At 58.2% G+C, this 24,974-nt stretch carries 20 protein-coding genes; 4 read left to right on the top strand and 16 right to left on the bottom strand.

Features of this window, described 5'->3' with window-relative positions; genetic code table 11:
* Positions 1–32 precede the first annotated feature (32 nt).
* From ABD013_RS14805 to clpB, 13 genes are all read right to left on the bottom strand, one after another.
* Positions 33–1,637: an oleate hydratase gene (locus ABD013_RS14805; RefSeq protein WP_343807566.1), complete on the bottom strand. Its 1,605-nt coding sequence runs from the start codon at positions 1,635–1,637 to the stop codon at positions 33–35.
* A 114-nt stretch (positions 1,638–1,751) separates the two neighbouring features.
* On the bottom strand, positions 1,752–2,525 hold the full coding sequence (locus tag ABD013_RS14810; RefSeq protein WP_343807569.1) for a class I SAM-dependent methyltransferase: 774 nt from the start codon (positions 2,523–2,525) through the stop codon (positions 1,752–1,754).
* 37 nt (positions 2,526–2,562) lie between these two features.
* Positions 2,563–3,192: a LysE family translocator gene (locus ABD013_RS14815; RefSeq protein ID WP_343807572.1), complete on the bottom strand. Its 630-nt coding sequence runs from the start codon at positions 3,190–3,192 to the stop codon at positions 2,563–2,565.
* 103 nt (positions 3,193–3,295) lie between these two features.
* Positions 3,296–4,603, bottom strand: a complete 1,308-nt coding sequence (locus tag ABD013_RS14820; protein WP_343807575.1) for a diguanylate cyclase domain-containing protein — start codon at positions 4,601–4,603, stop codon at positions 3,296–3,298.
* Positions 4,604–4,690: 87 nt separating this feature from the next.
* Positions 4,691–5,890 (bottom strand): efflux RND transporter periplasmic adaptor subunit, encoded by a 1,200-nt coding sequence (locus ABD013_RS14825; RefSeq protein WP_343807578.1) that lies wholly within the window; start codon positions 5,888–5,890, stop codon positions 4,691–4,693.
* Between the two features lie 3 nt (positions 5,891–5,893).
* Complete coding sequence (locus tag ABD013_RS14830; protein ID WP_343807581.1) at positions 5,894–8,260, bottom strand: ABC transporter permease; 2,367 nt, start codon at positions 8,258–8,260, stop codon at positions 5,894–5,896.
* A gap of 2 nt (positions 8,261–8,262) precedes the next feature.
* Complete coding sequence (locus tag ABD013_RS14835) at positions 8,263–8,982, bottom strand: ABC transporter ATP-binding protein (RefSeq protein WP_343807584.1); 720 nt, start codon at positions 8,980–8,982, stop codon at positions 8,263–8,265.
* A 162-nt stretch (positions 8,983–9,144) separates the two neighbouring features.
* Positions 9,145–9,783: a pyridoxamine 5'-phosphate oxidase family protein gene (locus ABD013_RS14840; protein WP_343807587.1), complete on the bottom strand. Its 639-nt coding sequence runs from the start codon at positions 9,781–9,783 to the stop codon at positions 9,145–9,147.
* 174 nt (positions 9,784–9,957) lie between these two features.
* Positions 9,958–10,629, bottom strand: a complete 672-nt coding sequence (locus tag ABD013_RS14845; protein ID WP_343807590.1) for a nuclease-related domain-containing protein — start codon at positions 10,627–10,629, stop codon at positions 9,958–9,960.
* 592 nt (positions 10,630–11,221) lie between these two features.
* The gene (locus ABD013_RS14850) at positions 11,222–12,229 is read right to left on the bottom strand and encodes a DUF6602 domain-containing protein (RefSeq protein ID WP_343807593.1); all 1,008 of its coding nucleotides are present in this window, start codon (positions 12,227–12,229) and stop codon (positions 11,222–11,224) included.
* Positions 12,230–12,556: 327 nt separating this feature from the next.
* Positions 12,557–13,375, bottom strand: coding sequence for a TIR domain-containing protein (locus tag ABD013_RS14855; RefSeq protein WP_343807596.1), 819 nt, complete (start codon positions 13,373–13,375; stop codon positions 12,557–12,559).
* A gap of 684 nt (positions 13,376–14,059) precedes the next feature.
* The gene (locus ABD013_RS14860) at positions 14,060–14,320 is read right to left on the bottom strand and encodes a hypothetical protein (RefSeq protein WP_343807599.1); all 261 of its coding nucleotides are present in this window, start codon (positions 14,318–14,320) and stop codon (positions 14,060–14,062) included.
* A 145-nt stretch (positions 14,321–14,465) separates the two neighbouring features.
* Complete coding sequence (gene clpB / locus ABD013_RS14865) at positions 14,466–17,042, bottom strand: ATP-dependent chaperone ClpB (RefSeq protein ID WP_343807602.1); 2,577 nt, start codon at positions 17,040–17,042, stop codon at positions 14,466–14,468.
* A 224-nt stretch (positions 17,043–17,266) separates the two neighbouring features.
* Between clpB and ABD013_RS14870 the strand changes: the two genes are divergently transcribed.
* The 3 genes from ABD013_RS14870 (at position 17,267) to ABD013_RS14880 (ending at position 20,385) form a co-directional block, all read left to right on the top strand.
* The gene (locus ABD013_RS14870; protein WP_343807605.1) at positions 17,267–19,186 is read left to right on the top strand and encodes a PhoX family protein; all 1,920 of its coding nucleotides are present in this window, start codon (positions 17,267–17,269) and stop codon (positions 19,184–19,186) included.
* A 280-nt stretch (positions 19,187–19,466) separates the two neighbouring features.
* Complete coding sequence (locus ABD013_RS14875; RefSeq protein WP_343807608.1) at positions 19,467–19,934, top strand: hypothetical protein; 468 nt, start codon at positions 19,467–19,469, stop codon at positions 19,932–19,934.
* 94 nt (positions 19,935–20,028) lie between these two features.
* Positions 20,029–20,385: a glycine zipper domain-containing protein gene (locus tag ABD013_RS14880; protein ID WP_343807611.1), complete on the top strand. Its 357-nt coding sequence runs from the start codon at positions 20,029–20,031 to the stop codon at positions 20,383–20,385.
* 19 nt (positions 20,386–20,404) lie between these two features.
* Here the strand turns inward: ABD013_RS14880 and pgeF are convergent, their stop codons facing one another.
* Together pgeF and rluD are read right to left on the bottom strand one after the other, a co-directional pair.
* The gene (gene pgeF, locus ABD013_RS14885; RefSeq protein ID WP_343807613.1) at positions 20,405–21,133 is read right to left on the bottom strand and encodes a peptidoglycan editing factor PgeF; all 729 of its coding nucleotides are present in this window, start codon (positions 21,131–21,133) and stop codon (positions 20,405–20,407) included.
* Positions 21,130–22,098, bottom strand: coding sequence for a 23S rRNA pseudouridine(1911/1915/1917) synthase RluD (gene rluD / locus ABD013_RS14890; RefSeq protein WP_343807615.1), 969 nt, complete (start codon positions 22,096–22,098; stop codon positions 21,130–21,132). The genes pgeF and rluD overlap by 4 nt, the downstream gene beginning before the upstream one ends.
* 134 nt (positions 22,099–22,232) lie before the next feature.
* On the opposite strand from rluD, the gene ABD013_RS14895 reads away from it, so the two are divergent.
* Positions 22,233–23,201, top strand: coding sequence for an outer membrane protein assembly factor BamD (locus ABD013_RS14895; protein WP_343807617.1), 969 nt, complete (start codon positions 22,233–22,235; stop codon positions 23,199–23,201).
* Between the two features lie 130 nt (positions 23,202–23,331).
* On the opposite strand, the gene ABD013_RS14900 is transcribed toward ABD013_RS14895, so the two are convergent.
* Complete coding sequence (locus tag ABD013_RS14900; RefSeq protein WP_343807619.1) at positions 23,332–24,960, bottom strand: NAD+ synthase; 1,629 nt, start codon at positions 24,958–24,960, stop codon at positions 23,332–23,334.
* Positions 24,961–24,974 lie beyond the last annotated feature (14 nt).

Below are 24,974 nucleotides of genomic sequence, written 5' to 3' on the forward strand. Positions count from 1 at the left end.
TGAAGCGGGGTGCCGAAACCTTCAAGACCCTGCTAGCGGTTAATCGCCTTAACTGCCTTGATCAACACGTCAGGCTGGTGAATGGAGTCATAGACCGGCAAGACCTCTTTCCCTGTCTCAAAGAGACCATACACTGCCGTTTGAGCACAGCGCACGGAGTACTCAACGGTAAAGACACAGTCCTTTGGCACCTCGGCAAACTGGCCCAGAAACGCAAAGTTGGTCGCGCCCTGCGGCAATACCTCAGGGCGATCACCCTTTGCGCATGGCATGAACAGGCTGTCGATAAACGGCATGGAGACCGGGATACAATTGACTTTCCCGGCGTCGACGACGGGTTTCATCAGGTTCTGAATCCTGAGGTGATACCACAGCTCCTCAAGTATCTCTTTGCCATTACACTCTGACATTTTCTTCCTGATGTAATCGCCTTCGTTATCGGGGTACAAGCCATACCCCCAGAACACCTTCACATCTTTGGGCTGGTTGGGAAAATGCGGCTGACGGGCAATTACAATCGACATGAGCCAGCTTGAATCTGTCATGGTGACCAGCCCGCCGGTACCACTCAGGTTACCGGAAAACTCTTCCATATAATCATGGAAGGTATCGTCCTTGAGTGTAGCCGTGAACGAGTACCACTTCTGCAGGTTAATATTGTCACTGAATACACCGGGATTACCGAACGCCTTGTCTTTAACGGCGATTTTTTCCCACAGCATCCATGCGCCCGAGGATGCCTTGTCTTTCAGTACTGGCACTTCTGTCCAGGACCCATTGGCTGAACTTTCCGTGATTGAACCATTGGTGATGAACACATAATCCTTATTACTCAGCCCGATCCTTTTATGGTCTCCACAACTGTTGATTATGTGAACGGCCTTCGCTGTTTTCTGATCCCCAGACAGATCAAAATCGATGTTCTGGACCTGTGTCCGGGTATCGAAATGGACACCCAAACCTTCCAGGTAGCGGACAAGCGGGATAACGACCGAGTGGTATTGATTATATTTTGTACGCATCACACCACCCAGTCTGGGCATCCCTTCCAGCAGGTGGATAAAGCGCTTCATGTAACGCCTCATCACCGCCACGCTGCTCCACTTCTGAAAAGCAAACATGGTCGACCAGAGATACCAGAAATGAGTGGTGAAAAACGCGTCTGTGAACCAGTCTTCTATCCGCAGGCTGTCCAGTGATGCTTCAGACGAAAATGTCAGTTCAAGCAAATCCGCCTTGTCTTTGAAGGACAAACCGAACGATGAAACATCCAGTCTTTTGCCCTTTTTCAGCAACCGTGCCTGCGCATGGGCAACATATCGGGTGTTGAATTCAAAAGACTCATCTTTAACGGAGACACTGGGGTCATCATAGGAAGGAATGTTGGAGAGAAGATCCCAATAGCAGACAAAATGCTCTTCATGCATTCTGCCACCACGAATGAGAAAGCCATTATCCGGATCACCGGCACCATCGAGTGCGCCTCCCAGAACGTGATTCTGCTCCAGAATACGAATATTGCCACCGGGCACGCCTGCATCTTTTATAAGATAGGCTGCACTGGCCAGAGAGGCGATTCCGCTGCCAATAAGGTAGACCCTGGAATCTTTTGGATTCCTGTTTTTGCCTCTCTGCATGGTGTTGTCTTCCCCAGGGACAGAAACCAAACATTGAGCTAAAAGCAGCCCGGTAGGTGTCGAGAAAAGCATGGCACCGAAACTGCCCAGGCGCCATGTTTCCAGCGACTCTGGCTACAGCTTCCGCGCAACGAAAAACGCATAGCCGTAATAGGCCTTATAACGTTGATACAGCTGGGCTTCACGGCGCTGCTCGGCGACCAGATCCGCCGCAGCCGCGTTACCGGGGTGCTGCTGCAGAAACCTCTCCTGCATTGGCACCTGCGGCGTATAGAAGTGATCGGTCCAGCAGTTCTCCGGCAGGATAAAGTTCGCCACAGGCACATACCCGGCCTGCTGTATCTGCTGGACCTTGTTGGCGAGGGTATCGATCTCCGGATAGGCGTCAACCCAGAACCGCTCGATCTCCTCCGGCCGGCTCTCGGTAAACCAGCACGCCTCCGACACCGCCAGGTAACCACCCGGCTTGAGAAAACGCCGCCACTCCCGAATCCCGCGCTCGAAACCGATGTTGTAGATCGCCCCCTCTGACCAGATCAGATCCAGCTCTTCATCCGCAAAGGGCAAGGTCTCCATCGACCCAACCACACCCTGCACCCGGTCCTGCAGCCCCGCCGCCTGAGCCTTGGCATTGAAGCTGTGGATAAAATCAGGAAACAGATCCAGCCCGATGATCGTTCCCGGCGCATGTTCCGCCAGCACCCGCGTTTGTCCTCCAGTACCGCAGCCGATATCGGCGATCCGCGATGCTGGCGTCAGCCCGTCGATAAAGCCCAGTGCCTTGAGCGTGACTTCAGGACTGCCCGGCCCCTGACGTTCGACCGATGCAAAATATTCACAGATGAGGCGGTAATCGAAATCGTGGATGGAGTGGGTTTCATGAGTCATGGACACGCCCTTTGGTTGCGGGATCATGGTGGAGACATCAGACCCGGCTTGATGTGGACAGCAATGCCGCTGCGCCGATGAAGATGCCTCCCGTTAAGCGGTTAAACAGCCGGGCCCGGCCAGAGGCAAATATCCACCTCGATGACCGTGTTCCCAGATAGGCGTAAAACAGCAGCCAGGACAGTTCGAACACCACGAAGGTGCTCGCAAACACCAGATACTGTAGCCAGAGATTGGCCGACGGATCGATAAACTGGGGGAAGAGCGCGGTGAAGAACAGGATCGCCTTGGGGTTGCTGGCCCCGACAATAAAGCCACTGACAAAGTGAGCCCTGAAACGACGCTCGCAGGATTCATTCGCCTCAGCCTGTGCATAACTTTCCTGCCGGGAGAGCAGCGCTTTTATCCCCAGGTAGACCAGATAGGCCGCCCCAAGCCACTTCACCAGACTGAACAGAATCTCGGAAGACACTACCACCAGCCCCAGGCCAGTGAATGAGAGCGTCAGAATCCCGGTAATCGCCGTCAGGCTCCCCAGCGCGGTAAAGGCCCCCTGCTTCCAGCCGGACGTTACGCCCTTGGTCATGCACAGCAGCGAGCTGGGACCGGGCGACGCAGTCAACACCAGCACCGCCAGCAGATAGTACAGCCAGATATCGACACTCATCGGAATTCCCTGTGTGGCCTCTTGCCCGGTAGATGGTTTGGACATTTTCGGCCAGAAAGATATCACACACCTGCCAGCGCCAGGCGGAATCAATGGGTACGCCCTATTCGCCCCTGCCGCGCCCCTGCACATAGACGAAATCGTTCTTGCCGCTCTTTTTCACCTGATACATGGCCCCGTCGGCGGCTTTCAACAGCGTTTCCAGGTCCTGGCCATCCTGCGGGAAACGGGCAATACCGATGCTGGCACTGACACTGGCCTGAACACCCTCGATCGATACGGGCTGCTCCAGCGCATTCAGTATGCGAGTCGCCACCAGGGTCGTATCCGCTTCAGTATTGGCATGTGACAGCAGCACCACATATTCATCCCCCCCGATACGGGCCAGCAGGTCTTCCGAACGGATCACCGCCTGCAGACGCCTGGCCACCTCGCACAACACCTCGTCACCGGCACTGTGGCCAAAGGTATCGTTGATCGACTTGAACCCATCCAGATCGATGAACATGAGCCAAAGGGAATGTTGCTGACGCAGCGCATGCGCCATTTCGGTCCTGGCCGCTTCCTGCATGTAATGCAGGCTGTGCACCCCGGTCAGCGCATCCTTCATCGCGATGTCGTGCAGCTCGGCGCGGGCGGCCTCCACCGCTTCCAGGGCATCATAGAGTTCGGTGAAATCGTACTCCACCACCAGAAACAGGAAGTCGCCGTTCAGCGGATGCCGGGTACGCCGAATATCCAGGCTGTGCCGCCGCGGTCCCGCGGAGGTTTGCATGATGTAATCACAGCGCCCCTCTTCGCCGGCCTGAATTTTCTTGAGACAGGCACGGCCTTCGGCCGGGTCGGCAAAACGGGCGACAAAGGCACAACTGCCCTCGTCCAGCGGCTGATCGAACAGATAGTTGTAGGCGTCCGTCGCGGCGGGGTTCTCCACCACCGGGTCGCCTTCAAGGGTAAAGGTGGTGGCCGGTACGCGGGTATAGCGCATCGCCTCCATCAGCAGCAGGTTTTCAGGCTGCTCGCCCATATTCACCTGTTCGTTGATATAGGCAATGATGCCACGATGCCTGTCCGGTCCCAGCAACACGGCCCGGTGCATCATCAGCAGGGTTTTGGGCTTGCCGTTCGGGTAGGTGGTCCAGGGGTCAACGGTGAGGCCATCCCGCGCGGCCAGCTCAAAAGTCTGCAGCGTACGATCCCGCGCGCCCTGGGTGTCGCCGGACAGATCCTTGTCGATCAGCGCCTGCAGCGAACCCAGCCCCCAGAACTCCACGGCTGCCGAGTTACCCCACCACCAGCCGTGCTTGTCGATATCGAATACCCAGACCACATTGGGGATCAGCTCATAGAGCCGCAACTCATCATGGGTTTCGATATGAACCAGATGGTCATACTGACTTGGATTTGTCACGGTTGAACGACGACCTCGGCAGCACTGAACAGACTTTCACTATATTCGCTCAGGCCGGCAAGCTCCACAGCGCAACCGCCCGAGATATTACCTGGGCCTTACGGGGACACCATCATCAATCATGTTATCGGGGTGCGTAATCAGGTTTTCGCCTTCTGCGATGCCTTCCATAATTTGTGCTGAGAGGCCGTTGCGTTTACCAACCTTGACCAGGCGACGAACGGCTTTGCCGTTTTCCATCACAAACAGGGCCCAGCCACCATCGAATCGGAACAGGGCACTGGCCGGAATTTGCAGTACATCCGCCGACTCCCAAAGGATAATTTCAGCTTCGACGCGATAGCCGTCACCCAGATCCTGCCATTCGGCGGCATCGGAGGTGATATCCGAAATAACCAGTACCCGTTGCTCCTCCACACCCAATGCCGAAATCTTGGTAAACCCCACCGGTTCGACGTTGCGCACCCGGCCCTGCAGGGGCGTGTCGCCCCCCCAGCGATGAAACTCGACTCGCATGCCCGGCTTTATTTTGACGGCGTCGGCGGACAGCACGTCCGTCTCAATCTCCAATGAACGGATATCCCCAACGACCAGCAATGGCTGCCCGGCGCTCACCACGCCTTCGCACTCCTGATGGATGGCCAGAATCCGACCATCAATCGGCGACAGGACCTGAACGTTTGCGTCGGGATAGGGCTGGCGACCGGCGCCGGTGTAACTCAGCGCGGTACGGGCGGCTTCAAGCTCATGTCGCGCCACCTCAACGGAAAACCGTGCCGAGCGACTCGCTGCCCGGCTCGATTGTGCCGCCGCGGTCGCCTGATCCAGCTGCCGCCGGGCAATATGGCCCTTGTCGAACAGGGGCCGCAGGCGTGACAGCTCCTGATCCGCCAGGATCCTTTCAGACTCGGCCGATTGCGCGGTCTGTTCGGCGGCATGGAGTGCCGACTGGGCGGCGGCAACGCGGGCCTCGGCTTCCGCCCGGCTGCGCGGATCGAGCGCCTGGGATTCAAGCGGTTCGATGGTGGTCAGCAGCTGGCCTTTCTTCACCGCATCGCCCACGTTGAGATCAACGCGACAGGTTGTGCCGGCCACCGAGGCCGATACCTCATAGCGATCTTTGACGCGCGTTTTGCCTTCTTCCTCGACGCTCAAGCGCATGGGACCGTAGGCGGCCGTGGCGATATCCACCATCCTGGGCTGGGGTCGGAGGCCGTAGCCCAGCGCTGCGGCAATCAACAGCAGCAGCACCGACCAGATGAGTCTTCTTCGCCAAGCGACATTCATGTCTCACTCCTTCGTTTTCAGTACTGCGATCAGGTCGAGATGGTCCAGACGGCGCCTGACCAGAAGCCCGGAGATTGCCGTACTGACCAGAATCACTAGGGCGGCAAACGCATAGGTATGGGACGACAGTATCAAGGGGACACGGTAGAGATCATTTTCAATCGAGGCAGCAATGTACCCGCACATCAGGTTGCCCAGCAGCAGGCCGAGCGGAATCGCCAGCAACGTCAAGATCGCGAGTTCACCCAACAAAATATAGGAGATCTCACCGCGGGTGAATCCCAGCACCCGGAGGCTGGCCAGCTCATGGCTGCGTTCCGTCAGTGTCATCCGTGCGCTGTTGTAGACAACGCCCACCGCGATGATGCCCGCGAAAAAGGAGGCCACCGAGGCCCAGAACAGCATGGTTTCGTCCATGGTACGGTGATAAGCCTCGAGTGCCTGTTCACGCACCACGGTCCCCACAATACGGGGCCTCTCCTTGAGGCGCCGGAAGATCTCGTTTTGCTGTGCATCATCGATATAGAGATAGGCACCCGATATCGCATTGCCCTCGCCCATCAGACGGTTCAGTGCCTTGATATCCATATAGGCACCGACGCCCAGATCCTGATGCACCAGCGATACCACGGGGATCTGTTGTACCGGCTGACTGTCTTCGAGTACCTCAACCGTCAGCAGGTCACCGGGCCCCACGCCCAGGATCTCCTTGCCCAGGTATTCATTCAGCACGATACCTGAACTGGGCAGACTGACCGGTTGCAGATCCCGGTTCACCAGCCGCTTGATTTCGGCATTGGGCTCATAGCCACTGATATAGGTGCGGTAGCTGCGGTTTTCGAACACCAGGCGCGCCGCGACGCCGCGAACGGCCTCGCCATACTCAACGCCCGGCAGGCTGCGCAGTTCAGTGAGTGCCCTGTAGGAGGTCGGTTCGCTGAATACCACGGCGAGATCATTGCGATCAGACACGCCGTAGTGCACGTACATCATGTAATCGATGGTGTCTTCCTGAAAGCGACCGGTCATCAGGATGGCACAGGCGAACGCAATGCCCAGTACCGACAGCGCCGACTTCAGTGGCTTGTGGCCAATATGGCGCAGAATCATGCGCGTCGGCGCGGAGAACAGTCGTTGCAGCCCCCGCGTCTCGATGAAGGTCTGGCGATAAACCGCGGGGGGTTCCGGGCGCATCGCTTCCGCCGGCTGGAGCTTAACCACCATACGCACCGCGGTCAGGGTGCCCAGCAGGCCGGCCACGGCCGTGAAGGTTGCCGCCTGCACGACTCTGGCGGGCTCGAGCACAAAGTTCAGGAACGGCAGGCGAAAGAGCCCGACATAGATCTCACTTAACTCAACAGCCAGCCAGGCGCCCAGACCGCTTCCCAACAGAATGCCCGCCAACACAATCAACATGATCAGTTTCAGATAATGGATGGCAATCGCCAGATTGCCATAGCCAAAGGCCTTGAGCGCGGCGATCTGTTCACGCTGGGTACCGACCAGGCGGGTCACGACGACGTTCAGCAAAAACGCGGCCACGCAGAGAAAGATGATAGGGAACAGCCCCGACAGGTTTTCCAGTTGCTGCAGCTCCTCGGAGAGGAATTTATGTGACGCCTGGTCATCACGCACAAACGCGCCGGTGCCGCCGTAGGGCTTCAGCATCCCGTCGAGACGGTCAATGATATCCTGCGCATTGGCATCCCGGGTCAGGGAGAGGACGACGGAGTTGAAGGCGCCCTCCATGTCATAGGCATACGCCAGTGGCGTGCGCGCCATCCACATGACCCCGAAGTGCTCGTGGTCGGGGAACAGGGTGCCGGGCGCCAATTGATAGATGTACTCGGGCGACCCGCCGATGCCGACGATACGCAACTGCTTGCGCTTGCCGCGAATGATGATGTGCAGGGCATCACCCGGCTGAAAACCGTGCGCCTCTGCAAAGGGCTCGCTAATCACGACCTCATCGCTGCGACCGGCATCGACCAGCCGTCCGCTGCGCAGATAGAGGCGATTGAGCAGCGGATCGCCGCTGTCCGGGATGGAGGTGATAACACCGGTCACCGGGTCCGGAAAACCTTCGACCTCGATAGTCAGGGGCGCCACCACGCGCGTATCCACCTTGTCGACGCCGTCGATCTCGGCGATGCGCTGTCGTAGCGCATCCGGCGCGCGTTTAAGTGGCGCGAAGACTTCAGCAAAGCGGTAATCGCGATAGTACAGCCCGCGGCTGAGCTGCAGCGAGTCCAGCGTACTGAGAAACATGATGTAGCAGGCGAACCCGCTTGCCATGACGGCGGCAATGGCGAAGGCCTGCCCCCGCAGGCTAATCAGGTCTCGCCAGAGCTTGCGATCCAGAGCCTTCATGATTACCAGGCCAGCTCGGCTGGCGCCTTTTTGTCCGGGTTGGCTTCATCGCTGATAATGCGACCGTCGCTCAACCGAATGACGCGGTCGGCCATCTGGGCGATATCCACATTATGGGTGATCACCACCGTGGTGGTGCCCAGCTCCCGGTTCACACGCTCGATGGCATCCAGCACCAGAATACCGGTCTTCAGATCCAGCGCCCCTGTTGGCTCGTCACAGAGCAGCACATCCGGACGCTTGGCGATCGCGCGGGCGATGGCGACCCGCTGCTGCTCGCCACCGGACATCTGGGCAGGAAAGTGATCCAGGCGTTCCCCCAGCCCCACCAGCCTGAGCGCTTCCTCGGGCGCAAGCGGGTTAGCGGCGATCTCCGTCACCAGTGCCACATTCTCGCGCGCGGTCAGGCTGGGAATCAGGTTGTAGAACTGGAAGACAAAACCGACATGGTCACGCCGGTAACGGGTGAGCAGGGAATCCTTGTACACGGTCAGGTCATGATCCTTGTAGCGCACGGACCCACTGGTGGGTATATCCAGCCCCCCCAGGATATTCAGTAGTGTCGATTTACCGCTTCCCGACGGCCCCAACAAGACAACAAACTCGCTTTCGTAGAGGTCAAGATCGATGCCTCGCAGGGCGTGAACCTGCACCTCTCCCATCTGGTATGTCTTGGTGACGTCTTCGGCGTGGAAAACAGGGTTTGAAGCAGAGGCTTTCACATCGTGTTTCCCTATACGCTGCGTCAAAGAGTGAATGCATGAACTTCATCGCCAGAGAGCGCGATTAGATACAGTGTAGTTGGTGGCTGAGATGATGCCCGCGTGCGCAGCAGTTGGACTGGAGTACAGCGGAGTGGCAAAACGCCGGGTTAAAAGCCGTTGTCAGGGCTTTTTTACAGGCCCATCTTTAGAGTCATCTCCCTTGTCTTCCGGGCGATCTCTCGCGGGTAGTGCATCACGAAAATTATCAGATGTCTTCCAGCCAGGAACTGGCGGTGTGTAGTCGGCCTTTGGCGCGTACACAGAATGTTCAACAAGCTGCATTTTGTGGATGTATCGTGGGCAATTTGGAAAGATCCGTTCCGCTTTAACCCGAATGATGAATACTGACCCCGGATATTCTGCTCGTAGCGGGTCGTCAGCGCTAACCTGCGCTTTGCCATTGACCCGAATTCTCTGTGCATTTTCGAAGTCTATGAACAGTAATCCAATGTAAGGATTGACTAAAATATTGCCCAACGATCGATACATCCCATTCCCGTCATAATCCGGGAAGGCAATCGTGTCGCTATCGAGGACTCGAACGAATCCAGGCAAACCGCCTTTATACGAGCAATCTGGCTTACCGTCGATATCCGCAGTGGCAAGGAAGAACATGGCGCAATTCTCTATAAACGCACGGTCTTCTTCGGTAAACGCCGTATGAACGGTAACTTGCTCCAGGCGATCAGCAATGCGACGCGTATCTCGCTCGTCTTGAAGACGTCGCATCCCTTCATGATACAGAGGCTTGTCTGTCATGGTGCCACCTCGTGCCACAGTCCTGATGAGCCCTGACAGGATGTTAATGAGGTATTCCACCTTTCACACTAGACCACCTGTTTAACCCCCGCCAACCGGCCTTAAACCTCCTCCTCTCGAACTCAGCACCCCATTCCCTCTCGGGGCAGCCGAGTGTTGAGCCTTACCGGGATTTCAATTCAGGTTCAAAATTCCACGACAACTCGGAAACCTGGAGCAGCCCCAGAACTTCTGCCCCTGGCGAGCGCCTTTCTTCACCTCTCGCTGCACCATATCACTGCCACACTTGGGACAAGTCACCTGATTGGCCTTGGCCTCGACAATATTTTTTACGTGCTTCACATGCTGGCGGTTAGTCGACAACGAACGGGGATAACGCCCGGTTTCAATCTGCTGAATGATGTCTTCCACCTGCTCATCAGAGAGCAGCGGCTCTGTTTTAGACTTGATGTACTTCACATAGCCGAAACCACGGGTGACATTATCGGGCATCGGCGTTTTGAAGGTGCTATCACCGACAAACACCACCACCGAGTGCAACTGACTTTCCTCAAGCCCGAGCAGCTGCTCCAGTGCCTTAACGTGCTTGTAGTTCTGATGCAGCGGGTTCTGGAACTTGCTGGAGTGCTTGAAGATTCTCTGCGTCCACTGCTTCTGGTGCTGCCCACCAAAAATCCAGCCTTTCATGTTCTTGGTTTCAACCACGAACACGCCGAAGACCGAAACGATGACATGGTCGATCTGTGTGGTTCCATCGCCGGATGGCAGCGTCACGTTCTTGATCAGGCGATAGCGGCTCTTATCGAGGAAGTATCTGGCTGACAAATTGACAATAAATTCACCCATTACACCTTTGAACCAAGGCGCATTAAGTACTCCTGCCAAGATGAAAAGGGGAATCAGGTACCAGAAGCTGGTGAGCACATTGCTGATTATTTGGACGAAATCCATCTCATTTATTTCCTTTATTTTATAACGCCACGCTAAAGGGCCGGAGCAGCGTAGCTGCAGAGTGTCCCGTCTGTAGGGCTAACTTACCCTGTTTGTTATAAACCACTGGCACTGATCCCCAAACACCAGACTGCGATTGTAAATAATGCAAGACCGAAGAACGCATGGCGCTTGATACTTGAAACCCAATTAGCCTCAACATAGCGATCCAGACCACCTTTGACCAGTGCTACCGAAAATGCTCCAAACACCCCGTGGGTATTGGATTGTCGATGTTTCCACATCAGCAAACGAGCCTTTGCCATAAAGAAAGCAGCTAGCAGCAGTGATACAACACCGATTGTGATTAGCACTAGATGCATAGTGGTTTATAACGCTCTAGCTCAGCCGCGGCGAAGCCGTCGGCTGCAGCGCATCGTTAGGCTCTTGTTTTTGTTGGCCTATGGACATGGCTGTCCGTGTTATTCTCCGTCGTCACCGCCCCCCATTAATCGAGATAGTTCTCGTAGCCAAGGACCTCAGGATCGAAAATTCCCCGAGACATACGCTCGAGGAGATGCGCCGAGAAGACCGCATCCGCAGGCCACTCCTTACCACAAGAGCAGTCATCAACGCCATCATCCATCACATTATGGAAGCGCACCGAGCTTTCCAGCTCGCGGCGAACTAAAGTAAGCCGCTGCATCATATTCAGCACAAACCAGCCCAGTGCATTCGCTCCAGGCGGGGTTTTCGGAGGATCCTGATCAACAAATTCGTAGCACCCAACCACATGCGCCGCAGACTCGCCGTCACGATAGTTGACGGACTTTCTGGCGACAAAACAGAATTCCCCAACCACAACGACGAAATCCAGCATCTCGTCAGGATGCTCAAGCAAGACAAGCGTCTTCTCTAAGCCCTGCCGAACCGAATTCAGAGGTCGCTTCACCTTGTTCTCAATACGGTGGGACAAGGCCAGAATCCCATAAGGGATTATAGGCTTTGTTGCTCCGCTATGAGCCGCGGCCGAAGCGAACTGCTTGAGCGTTCTCTTTGTCGCCATAGCCTCTGCCACGTTGGCCAAGCTCAGCGTCAGCTTACATTCAAAGGCTGCAACTACATAATCCAGGGGATACTCCTTCCCCGCATCCAGAGAGGACGGACAAGCGGGATCGAGCACAACGATATCCATTTGTGGACTCCGTTGCCCGGCCTTGGGACCATAGATGACGCCTTTGGTGACGACTCTGAGGCCAGGAAGCATTTCTCGCAGCAATTTGGCCCAGGCTTCTTCGCCCGCATCACCAGCTGTGCCAGGATCAAATGTCGAGAGTCGCTTCTTTATGCGTTCGCACTCGGAGAGCAACCAGGCTTCATGCTTCTCTATCTGATCAAATGCAACCGCCTTAATCTCAGGCCACGACGCTCTCTCTGCAAGATACAAGTCTTGAAAAAACTGGAGCCACTCAGGAGAGTCCTTGGGAGGCCCAAACTCCTCAACAGCCTCTCGCACAATCTTCCTCCGAATACTGCGCAACTCATCACCCCCACCGGCAAAATACTTAGAAAGACAAACACCTCTTTGCACGGCTCTGGCGAAGATGCCGCGACCAAGCCGTAGCGGATGGATCCACCGGCTGCGTTGATCTTGAAGGACTGGCAAATGGACGTCTACCTACCCCGCATTGGTTCTTAGACCTAATCGAAAGGTTTCTAAGAACGTACTTGCCTATCGCTAGCCTTGCCACATTTCTCCTCGCAGGAGCCTAACGCCCGCAGCACGGGAAAAATTGGAGCGCAGCGGAAATTTTTTCCCTGTTCCTGCGCTTGTTAACTCTTTCTATATAAGCTTATTAAAGTCGATATCGTAGCCAGCGGCTTTCATTTCCTTTGCTATGTCAAGCTGCCAATCTTTATCGTTAATATACACAATCCCGCTTATATCATTTGGAAGCTCTATTGCGCCTTCAACTAACGGGGTTACATTTTCTCGGCTAAGCTTTCCAATTAGAAAACCGTGCTCAAATACGACATTTTGGCGTGCTCTAAATTTCAACTCGCCAGTTTCGGCTTCACTCTTAACATTACCCATGTCATCTGGCGTGTATAAGACTATGCCGAAACCAACATCATTTGAGTAATTCTCAATTTTTTCTATGATAGTCATGCTTCGGCTTGCTTGCTCATGAAGTATTATGGCCTCAAAACCTAGCTTTTCCACAAAGCGCGCGGTACGTTCTTTTGCTTCACCATCATGGCCGTGCACTATAAAGACTTTGTTCTTTGGTTTTTGATTCTGACTCAGTTTTACTACCGGCTCTTCATCTTTGTCCACTTCTCTAAAATCATACTCATCGTTTTCTACATCAATTATTAAAGAATCAATGTATGCCAACATCGTTTCGCCATCTTCACGCCAAAAGGTTTCGGCATCACTCTCACCATGTCTTATTGAGAAAGCAAAATGCATCAATTTTGCATTAAGTACAGAAGTCTCTCCAGGAAGGTTGTCATCCAAAAACTGAGAAAACTTGCGTCGCCACGTGTTGAACCTTTCTTGTCCAAAGTCGCGTCCGCGAGAGTGGAATGCTTGCAGAACCTCTCCTGTCAGCCTCTCTTTGAAAATATTTAAGTTCTCAATGACTTTCTGTTTGTCCATGTGATCTCTCTTGAGAGTTAACAGTCTGTTAATGAGGTCTTCGACCTCATAATAATTATTATCGGGTATACCTTTTAATTCGCCCACCATCACATAATTAATTGATAGATAAGGCTTTAATTCCCGGGAAATTGACAAAAAGGTAAATCCGCTCGACAGGAGCGTGCTCAGCGAGTACAGCCATCGAAGACAGCCAAGAAGGCATAAAAGATAAGCTTTGACGGGGTGTAACCATCCCTAATACTCCTTCATTACGTGCTGACCGCATCCGTGCTCGCAACCATTAATCAGCACGGTACTCCCTGTCATCCATTCCCAACACTATAGCCAGCCCAATCTCAGCTGACCAGCCACCCTAAGTAAAATCCCCAACCCCCGAACCCGGCACCAAATCCCCCCTCGGGGCAGCCGAGCATCGGAGCCCAGACGGGATCAGTGGCTGAATTGTCTGAAGCGCGCAGCGCCGAGTTGTTCAGCCACCCCGGCTGGGCGAGACGCGCAGGGAAGCCGAAGGCCTGTCCCGCGGGGGTGCCCTTTCTTTTGGTTAGCTTCGTCTGTGCCCTCTGGGTATTCTTTGGACAAGCAAAGAAAAGTCTCTCGCCCCGTCAGGGGCGAAACCCAGACAACAAAAAGCCCACCGATCGCTCGGCAGGCTTTTGCACTTTCATTCAGATCCCTGCGGTCTTACATGCCGGTGGCGTTCAGCAATATCCGCATCGCCTCGGCCAGCTTCTTCTCAGCGTCCTCATGATTACCGGCCTTGTGTGCTGCCATGCCTTCATCGTGCAGCTGCATGACCTTGGTACGCACTTCGTCGCTCACCTGGATATTGGCCAGTCCGTTCTCGATCGCTTTGGCATCCAGCGGGCAGTGGTAGGCGAGAACCGGTGCAGACAGAGCAGACGCCACCAGCGCCGTAACGAACATGGTTTTTATTCTGGACATGACTCACCTCTCATTCGAGTGATAATCAGCCATCTGAGTATAGTGCAGCGGACCCTGCCCATGTTTCAGTACCGCTTGAACATGAAAAAAGCCCACTGATCGCTCAGCGGGCTTGTGTTCTCAACATGAATCAGGAGGCCTGAGATTACCTGAAGGTAAACTCCCCGGCCTCCACATCCACCACGATCTCTCGACCCGGCTCGTACTCGCCAGCCAGCAAGCGCTGCGCCAGCGGGTTCTCGATCCACTGCTGAATCGCCCGCTTCAGCGGACGCGCGCCGTAGATCGGTTCGAAGCCCACTTCCACCAGCTTGTCCATGGCGGTGCTGGTCAGCTTGATGCTCAGCTCGCGCTCGGCCAGTCGACGACGCAGACGATCCAGCTGGATCTCGGCGATGCCGGCCACCTGATCCTTGCGCAGGCTGTGGAACACCACCACCTCGTCGATACGGTTGATCACCTCGGGACGGAAGTGAGTACCTACTGCTTCCATCACCGCCTGTTTCATCAGGTTGTAGTCATCGTCATCGCTGTAGTTCTGGATCAGGTCAGAGCCCAGGTTGGAGGTCATCACCACGATGGTGTTGCGGAAGTCCACGGTGCGGCCCTGGCCATCGGTCAGACGACCGTCTTCCAGCACCTGCAACAGGATGTTGAACACATCCGGGTGCGCCTTCTCCACCTCGTCCAGCAGCAGCACCGAATAGGGCTTGCGACGCACCGCTTCGGTCAGGTAGCCGCCCTCTTCGTAACCGACGTAGCCCGGAGGCGCACCGATCAAGCGGGCGACGGAGTGCTTCTCCATAAACTCGGACATGTCGATGCGCACCATGGCGTCCTCGGTATCGAACAGGAAGCTGGCCAGCGCCTTGCACAGTTCGGTCTTGCCGACACCGGTCGGGCCGAGGAACAGGAAGGAACCATTGGGGCGGTTGGGGTCCGACAGGCCGGCACGGGAGCGACGCACGGCATTGGACACGGCGACCACGGCTTCGGCCTGGCCGACCACGCGCTGATGCAGAGCATCTTCCATGCGCAGCAGCTTTTCGCGCTCACCTTCCAGCATCTTGCTGACCGGGATGCCGGTCCAGCGGGCAACCACTTCGGCCACTTCTTCTTCGGTCACCTTGTTGCGCAGCAGCTTGTGCTCTTCGGCCTGCTGCTCGCTGCTGTCGGCGGCCTGCAGCTGTTTTTCCAGCTCGGGAATCTTGCCGTACTGCAGCTCGGACATCTTGGCCAGATCACCGGCGCGGCGCGCCTGTTCCATCTCGACACGGGCCTGGTCGAGCTGTTCCTTGATCTGCTGCGAGCCCTGCAGGCTGGCCTTCTCGGCTTTCCACACCTCTTCGAAGTCGGCGTATTCCTTCTCCAGGTTGGCGATGTTGTGCTCCAGCTCCTCCAGACGCTTGCGCGAGGCTTCGTCCTTCTCCTTCTTCAGCGCTTCGCGCTCCATCTTCAGCTGGATCAGGCGACGGTCGAGACGATCCATCTCTTCCGGCTTGGAGTCCATCTCCATGCGGATACGGGAGGCGGCTTCGTCGATCAGATCGATCGCCTTGTCCGGCAGCTGGCGGTCGGTAATGTAACGCTGGCTCAGCTTGGCCGCAGCGATGATGGCGGAGTCGGTGATATCCACACTGTGGTGAATCTCGTAGCGCTCCTTGAGGCCACGCAGAATGGCGATGGTATCTTCCTCGGAGGGCTCATCGACGATCACCTTCTGGAAGCGGCGCTCCAGGGCAGCGTCCTTCTCCACGTACTGGCGGTACTCGTCCAGCGTGGTGGCACCAACGCAGTGCAGCTCACCGCGCGCCAGCGCCGGCTTGAGCATGTTGCCCGCATCCATGGCGCCCTCGCCCTTGCCGGCGCCGACCATGGTGTGCAGCTCGTCGATGAACAGGATGATCTGCCCTTCTTGCTTGGCCAGTTCGTTCAGCACGGCTTTCAGGCGCTCCTCGAACTCGCCGCGAAACTTGGCGCCGGCGATCAGCGCGCCCATGTCCAGTGACAGCACCTGCTTGCGCTTGAGCCCCTCAGGTACTTCACCGTTGACGATGCGCTGCGCCAGCCCTTCGACGATGGCGGTCTTGCCCACACCGGGCTCACCGATCAGCACCGGGTTGTTCTTGGTGCGGCGCTGCAGTACCTGGATGGTGCGACGGATCTCGTCGTCACGGCCGATAACCGGGTCCAGCTTGCCGGACTCGGCGCGTTCGGTCAGGTTGATGCAGTACTTGTCCAGCGCCTGGCGGGTCTCTTCCGCATTGGGGTCGCTCACGTTTTCGCCTCCGCGCATGTTGTTGATCGCGCTTTCAAGCGCCTGGCGATTCACGCCACAGTCTTTCAGTACCTTGCCGGCATCGCTCTTATCGTCCAGCATCGCCAGCAGCATCAGTTCACTGGCGATGTACTGGTCGCCGCGCTGCTGCGCCAGCTTGTCGGTCAGGTTGAACAGGCGGGCCATGTTCTGCGACAGTCGGATCTCGCCGTCCGGGCTGCTCACTACCGGCAGGCGATCCAGCGCTTCACCGACCTTGGCGGTCAGCGTCATGCGGTCGGCACCGGCCTGGCGCAGCAGGGGCGCCACCGATCCGTTTTGCTGCTGCAGGAATGCGGCCAGCAGGTGGATCGGTTCCATCATGTTGTGGTCCTTGCCGATCGCCAGCGACTGGGCGTCGGACAGGGCTTCCTGAAGTCGTGAGGTGAATTTGTCGGGTCGCATGAGGTCTCCTGTGGATCTCTCTGAGCCGGGGTCCGACACTCACAGTCAGACATTTCGGCGTTTCTGTTACCTACATAGATAGGGACCAATTGCCGCAGCTTCAAGAGCCGGGTGCATTTAAATTAGTTATTCCTTATACAGAAACACACCCGACTTATTCCTGTAATAGCACAGCGGTACAACATCGGCCTGATCGAGCAGTAACCCAACACAGGAAGAGTGACATGAATCAGCACGACCGCTTTGACCCCGAAGATCATCCGGAACTGGAACAGACCGATTTCGACCGCCTGACCGCCAAGGGTGTCAGCCGCCGCAACTTTCTGCGTGGCGGCGCAGCGGCCATGGGCCTCTTCCTGGCCGCCAGCCCGCTGGCTCAGGCCGTCGCGGCCGCGACTCGCACCGAAGCCAGCAAACTGATCGGCTTCAAGGCTGTACCGGCCAGCACCGCCGACAGCTTCGTGGTACCCGAAGGCTATGTGGCCAAGCCGCTGATCTCCTGGGGTGATCCCATCCTCAAGGGTGCCCCGGCCTTTGACGAGTCCGGCACCCAGAATGCGGCAGCCCAGGCCGGCCAGTTCGGTGACAACACCGACGGCATGAGCTTCTTCCCGCTGGCGGAAGACCGTGCCCTGCTGGCGGTGAACAACGAATACACCAACTACGAGTACCTGTTCGCGCATCAGGGCAAGCAGCCGCTGACCGCCGATGAGGTGCAAAAGTCCCAGGCGGCACACGGCGTGTCCATCTTCGAGATCCGTCGCAACGCCAGGGGCGAATGGGAAGTGAACCGCGATTCCGACTACAACCGCCGCATCACTGCCTACACGCCGATGGAGCTGACCGGCCCGGTCGCCGGCCACGCGCTGATGAAGACCGCGCATGACGCTACCGGCACCCGCGCTCTGGGCACGTTCAACAACTGCGCCAACGGCCAGACCCCCTGGGGCACCTACCTGACCTGCGAAGAGAACTTCCACAAGTACTTCGCCTCGCCGGAAGACGAGATGGATGTGGAACTGCCCGCCCGCGAGAAGCGCTATGGCCTCAAGTCCGGCAACCGTGGCTACCAGTGGTACCGTCACGACGAGCGTTTCGACCTGAGCAAGCACCCGAACGAACCGCACCGTTTCGGCTGGGTGGTCGAAATCGATCCGATGGACCCGACCGCGACACCGAAGAAGCGCACCGCACTGGGCCGCTTCAAGCACGAGAACGCCGCCCTGACCATCGACCCGTCCGGTCATGTGGTGGTTTACCTCGGCGATGACGAGCGTGGCGAGCACCTGTACAAGTTCGTCTCCAAAGGCAAATACAACGCCGACAACCAGCAGGCCAACCGTGAGCTGCTGGAAGAAGGCACGCTGTACGTGGCGCGCTTCTCCGCCAATGATGGCGAGATCAAGGGCCAGGGCGAGTGGATCGAGCTGACTCACGGCAAGAACGGCCTGACCGCCGAGAACGGCTTTGCCGACCAGGCGGAAGTGCTGATCTTCGCCCGTGAAGCGGCCACCCAGGTAGGCGCCACCACCATGGACCGCCCGGAATGGGTTGCGGTGCACCCGAACAACAAGACGGTGTTCTGCACCCTGACCAACAACAAGAACCGTGGCAAGGAAGGCCAGCCGGTGGGTGGCCCCAACCCGCGCGCCAAGAACAACTACGGCCAGATCCTGCGCTGGTGGCCGCATAACGGCGATCACACGGCCAACCGTTTCGACTGGGACCTGTTCGCCATCGCCGGCAACCCGGCCGTGGCTGAAGGCCTCTACGCCGGCAGCGACAACATCACCGCCGACAACATGTTCAACAGCCCGGACGGCATCGGTTTCGACGACACCGGCCGCCTGTGGATCCAGACCGACGGCAAATACTCCAACAAGGGCGAGTTTGCCGGCATGGGCAACAACCAGATGCTCTGCGCCGATCCGCAGACCGGCGAGATCCGCCGCTTTGCTACCGGCCCGATCGCCTGCGAGATCACCGGCCTGACCTTCTCGCCGGATCACCGCACCGTGTTCATCGGCGTGCAGCACCCGGGCGAAGACCTGGCCCCGTCGCACTTCCCGGCAGGCGGCAACGCCAAGCCGCGTTCCACCATCATGGTGGTACAGCGTGAGGATGGCGGCATCATCGGCGCCTGATCACTAACCTGTAACGACAAGGGGCTGCTCTTTCATCGCGGGCAGCCCCTTTTTTATGCCCGCATCTCGCCCCCGGGGCCGCCTTCCTGTCGGCTGCCTGCTGGGTGCCTGATGGGTGCCCTGCCCGCGCCAGTCCTCTCCCGGCTTTACATAACTTTACCTTCGATCTCCCGAATCAGGCCCGCCGTTTAAGATCCGATTCAGTTGCTCTGGTGTCTTATATAAAGGCACAACAGCGGCCGGATTGGGACGACCGACCGCATAGCACGAGGAGAGTCCTATGAACAAATTCATCCTGACGGTCTTGATGGCCCTGTTGTTGCCGGCAACGGCGATGGCGCGAGACCTGAGCGCTGATGCCGCCATCGGAGGCGCCCTCGGGGGCGCGATTGGCGGCGCCCTGGGGGCAGAACTGGGGGGGCGTGATGGTGCCGTAGCCGGTGCCAGTATCGGCGCGGCGGTCGGCACGGCGATCCGTACCCGGGACTACCGTGACCGGGATAGACACCACCGAGACAGGCACTACCGGGACCGACACTACACATACAGGCACCGGGATTATCATGGCGGCTACAGAACCTACCGCCCACTGGAACGGCATCGCTATGTTGTGATCGAGCGCCACTCTCACCCGGTGAAGCACCATGATCATCGCTACCGCGATCACAAGCGCAAATACAAGCACCGGGAGCGGGGATGGGACCGGCGGCATGACCATCGCCGCCGTGATGGCCACTGGCATCACTGACGCTCCCTAACCCACTGACCCGTTGCAACGCCCTGCCCCCGCCTCAGGCGGGGGCAATTATTTCACGCGAACAGAACTGTCCCCGGACAGAATCATGTTGAAAGGAACACTGATGAACAAGACGACTATCGCCATCGCCGTACTGACCCTGCTGCCTGCCGTGTCCATGGCCAAAGACCTGACCCTGGATTCCGCCATCGGTGGTGCTATCGGCGGCGCCGTGGGTGGAGCCGTGGGGGCCGAGCTGGGGGGACGTGATGGTGCCGTGATCGGTTCCGGTATCGGCGCGGCAGTGGGCACTGCCGTCAATACCCGGGACCACCGTGACGAGCGCCGACACGATGATCGTGAATACCGACGCTATCGGGAGGACGACCACTACTATCGCGGTGATCGCCACAACAACGCAACCTTCTGTCCGCCCGGACAGGCTAAGAAGGGGCGCTGCTAAGGAACCGCAAAGCAGAGTATCAGTCGATCCAGATCAGGCTGGCCATGCGGCCGGTCTGACCGTCGCGACGGTAGGAGAAGAAGCGTTCATGCTCGTCATGGGTGCAGTAATCGCCTCCCCGGATAGTGCACACTCCCGCCGCCTGCAGTCGCCGACGGGCCAGGGCATAAAGATCCGCCAACCAGCGCCCTTCATGCCAAGGCGAGGGTTTGAACGCCAGTTCAGCAGCGGCATCCACGGCCAGAAAGGCCGCGCGTACTTCCGGCCCCACTTCAAACGCCGCAGGACCGATCGCCGGCCCCAGCCAGGCATTCACCTGTGACGGTTGCTCGAACACCTCCAGCGTGGCTTCCAGCACACCATTGAGCAGTCCGCGCCAGCCGGCATGGGCCGCTGCAACACAACGGCCATCGGCCGCGGCAAAGAGCACCGGCAGGCAGTCGGCCGTCATCACCGTGCAGACCACACCGGGAGTCCGCGTCCAGCAGGCGTCGGCCTCGCGTACCACACCATCGGGCTGAGCTTCGACCACCTGAACACCGTGCACCTGTGACAGCCACTGCGGCTGGCCGATATTCAGCGCCGCCTGCAGACGCCGGCGGTTCTCGGCCACGGCCGCAGGATCGTCATCGACATGGTCGCCGAGGTTGAGGCTGTCCCAGGGCGCGACGCTGACGCCGCCATAACGAGTGGTGGTCAGTGCCTGCACGCCGGAGGCGAGCGGCTGCTCAGGCAGGATCAGCTTCATAGCTCGTAGTCATATTCCTGGGCGTCACGCTTGAGCACCGCCAGCAGCTGCTGCATGTCCTCGGGCAGATCCACCTCCCAGGAGACCAGCTCACCGGTGGTCGGGTGCCAGAGTTCCAGTTTCTTGGCGTGCAACGCCTGACGGCGGAAGTTGCGCAGCGTCTTCTGCATCGCCGGGCTGCAGCCCTTGGGCAGGCGGAAGCGGCCACCGTAAAGCGGATCGCCCACCAGCGGGTAATTGATATGCGCCATGTGGACACGGATCTGGTGGGTACGGCCGGTTTCCAGCTTCAGCCGGATATGGGTGTGGGCGCGGAACTTCTCCAGTACCCGGTAATGCGTTACCGCCTCCTTACCCAGACCGACCACCGCCATCTTCTGTCGGTTCTTGGCATGACGCCCCATGGGCTCGTCGACGCAACCGCCGCCGGTCATCACGCCGTTGACCACCGCCTCATACTCACGCCCCATGCTGCGCTCCTGCAGCTGGGACACGATCTCGGTTTGCGCCGCGATGGTCTTGGCGACCACCATCAGGCCGGTGGTGTCCTTGTCCAGGCGGTGCACGATGCCGGCACGGGGCACCTGGGCGATATCGGGGCAGTGGTGCAGCAAGGCATTCATCAGCGTACCGCTGTCATGACCTGCCGCCGGATGCACTACCAGCCCCGCCGGCTTGTTGATCACCAGGATGTCGTCATCTTCGTAGATGATGTCGAGCGGAATCGCTTCGCCTTCATGGTTCTCGATCCGCGCCAGCTCGGTGCGTACCTCGATCAATTCACCGCCGTTGAGCTTGTCACGCGGACGCTTGACCTCTCCGTCGACCTTGAGGTTGCCGTCCTTGATCCAGCCCTGAATGCGGGAGCGAGAGTAGTCCGGAAAGAGCTGTGCGGCGGCCTGATCCAGGCGCATACCGAACATCTCGGCCGGTACCTGTACATCGAGTTCTAGCTGTTCTGACATCTGTATGATTCTTCGTCGGCGGAGGTTTGGGCATGGGCTCCGGTTATGTTTAAATAGACCGGAAATTACCGGCCAGTATAACTGAATACGGCCAGTCACGCCGAGTCCGGCTCCAGTATCAGGAATGATCAAACATGCGACCCTTGAAAGTCTTCGCCACAGTGGTGCTTTTCAGCCTGCTTTCCGCCTGCTCCTGGTTCGGCGGCGAAAAGGAAGTGGCCCCGGATGTACCCGAACAACAGCTCTATGATGAAGCGCTGAGCGCGCTGGAGGCGGACAACTACGCCCTGGCGATCGAAAAGCTGCAGCTGCTGGAGGCGCGCTACCCGTTCGGACGCTTCTCCGAACAGGCCCAGCTGGAACTGATCTACGCCTATTTCCGCAACTACGAGCCGGACTCGGCCCGCGCCGCAGCTGACCGTTTCGTGCGTCTGCACCCGAACCATGACAACGTGGACTACGCCTACTACCTGAAAGGCCTGACCGCGTTCGAGGAAGACCGTTCCTTCTTCGAGAAGTACCTGCCGATCGACGTCAGCCAGCGTGATCCCGGTGCCGCTCTGGAGTCTTTCGAAAGCTTCTCGACCCTGCTCAACCGCTACCCGGACAGCGAGTACGCCCCGGATGCACAGAAGCGCATGCAGTACCTGAAAAACCGCCTGGCGGCGCACGAGGTTCACGTTGCTGCCTACTACATGAAGCGTGAAGCCTGGGTCGCCGCCGCCAACCGTGGCCGTTACGTGGTCGAGAACCTGCAGGAAACCCCGGCCGTGCCCGATGCGCTGGCGATCATGGCCGAAGCCTACACCGAACTGGGCATGCATGACCTGGCCAACAACTCGCTGGAAGTGCTGCGCCTGAACTACCCGGAATATGAAATTCGTCCGTTCAAGAAGGCCCGCGCCACCCTGCTGCAGACCGCCACCTTCGGCCTGGTCGGTGGTGATGAGCCGGCTGAACCGGCGCGCCCGATTCCACCAGCCGAGCGTCTGCGCTCCGAAGCGCAGGAACGTGCCGATGCCGAGGCTGACAAGGACGAGCGTTCCCTGTTCAGTCGCATGACCTTCGGCGTCTTCGACGACGAGGACGAAGCCGCCAAGTAAACGGCACACTCCGCATACGAAAAGGGCCAGCATCTGCTGGCCCTTTTGCGTTGGGTCGAGTAAACAAACAGGTTGTTGAAAGGCGTTATCGAGGCAGCGAGAGCAAGGCAGGTAGCTTTTCAGCAGCCTGTCAAATCCCGGCCTTCCAGCCTGAAGTAATCGGATAGCGACGGTCACGGCCGAAACCGCGCTCGGTCACTCTGGGCCCTACCGGCGCCTGACGGCGCTTGTACTCGTTGATATCGACCAGACGGATCACCCGGTTCACATCCGCAGGCTCGAAGCCCTCGTCGATGATCGCCTGGGCGGAGTAGTCACGCTCGACATAGAGTTCCAGAATACGGTCCAGCACATCGTAGTCCGGCAGGTTGTCCTGGTCGGTCTGATCCGGTGCCAGTTCTGCTGACGGCGGACGGTCGATGACCCGCTGCGGAATCACCGGTGACAGCGTATTGCGGTAGCGCGACAGCTGGTACACCAGCGTCTTGGGAATATCCTTGAGCACATCAAAACCGCCGGCCATGTCGCCGTACAGCGTTGAATAGCCCACCGCCATCTCGCTCTTGTTGCCGGTGGTCAGTACCAGATAGCCCTTCTTGTTGGAGATCGCCATCAGCAGCACGCCGCGACAGCGCGCCTGCAGGTTCTCCTCGGTGGTATCCGGGGCGTAGCCGGCCAGTTGCCCCTGCAGCTGCTGCATGAAGCTGTCATACAGCGGCTCGATAGAGATGACATCGTATTTAATGCCCAGCGCCTTGGCCTCGGCCTCGGCATCCTCGACACTCATCGACGAGGTCCAGCGGAAGGGCATCATCACCGCCTCAACGCGGTCGGCCCCGAGGGCATCCACCGCCACGGCGACACTAAGTGCCGAGTCGATGCCGCCGGACAGGCCCAGCACCACACCGGGGAAGCCGTTCTTGTTGACGTAGTCGCGCACGCCCATCACCAGCGCCTGATAGACATTCGCTTCCAGCGCCTGTGCCGGGACCGATGCCTGTTCAGGTGTCAGCGTACCCGTCGCGGGATCGAAGCTCGCGGTGTACAGCGCTTCCTCGCAGTGAGCGCCGCGGAACAGGGTCTCACCCTCGGCGGAGATCAGCAGCGAGTTGCCGTCGAAGATCAGCTCGTCCTGGCCACCGGTCTGGTTCAGGTAGACCACCGGTGCACTGACCTGGCGTGCCCGCTGGGCCACGACCTCGGCACGCTGGAGCTCCTTGCCCATGTGGTACGGCGAGGCGTTGAGGCTCAGTACCAGATCCACCCCGGCCTCGGCCAGCTGCTCGGTCGGGGCGCTGTGCCAGATATCCTCGCAGATGCTCAGACCGATGCGTACGCCCTGATGCTCGAACACACCAGGCTGAGTGCCGGCCACGAAGTAGCGCTGCTCGTCGAACACCTGGTAGTTGGGCAGGCACTGCTTGGCGTATTCGCAGATCAGTTCACCGTCACGGATCACGCCCGCCATGTTATAGAGCGCGCCCTCGACATAGCGGGGGTAGCCCAGCACCAGCGTGATGCCACTGACTTCGGACTTGATCCGCTCCAGTGCCTCGTTGATACGCAGCTCCAGACTGGGGCGCAGCAACAGGTCTTCCGGCGGATAGCCGCTCAAGGCCAGCTCGGGGAAGAGCACGAGATCAGCCTGGTGCTCATCCCGTGCCTTGAGTGCGGTTTCTATAACGCGACTGGTATTGCCGGGGATATCCCCGACGCGCAGATTCAGCTGGGCCATCAGGACCCGTAAAGGTGTACTCATCGATCTCCCGCTAA

Origin of the sequence: Marinobacterium maritimum, assembly GCF_039523155.1 — a bacterium.
In the GTDB taxonomy this organism is placed as follows: domain Bacteria; phylum Pseudomonadota; class Gammaproteobacteria; order Pseudomonadales; family Balneatricaceae; genus Marinobacterium; species Marinobacterium maritimum.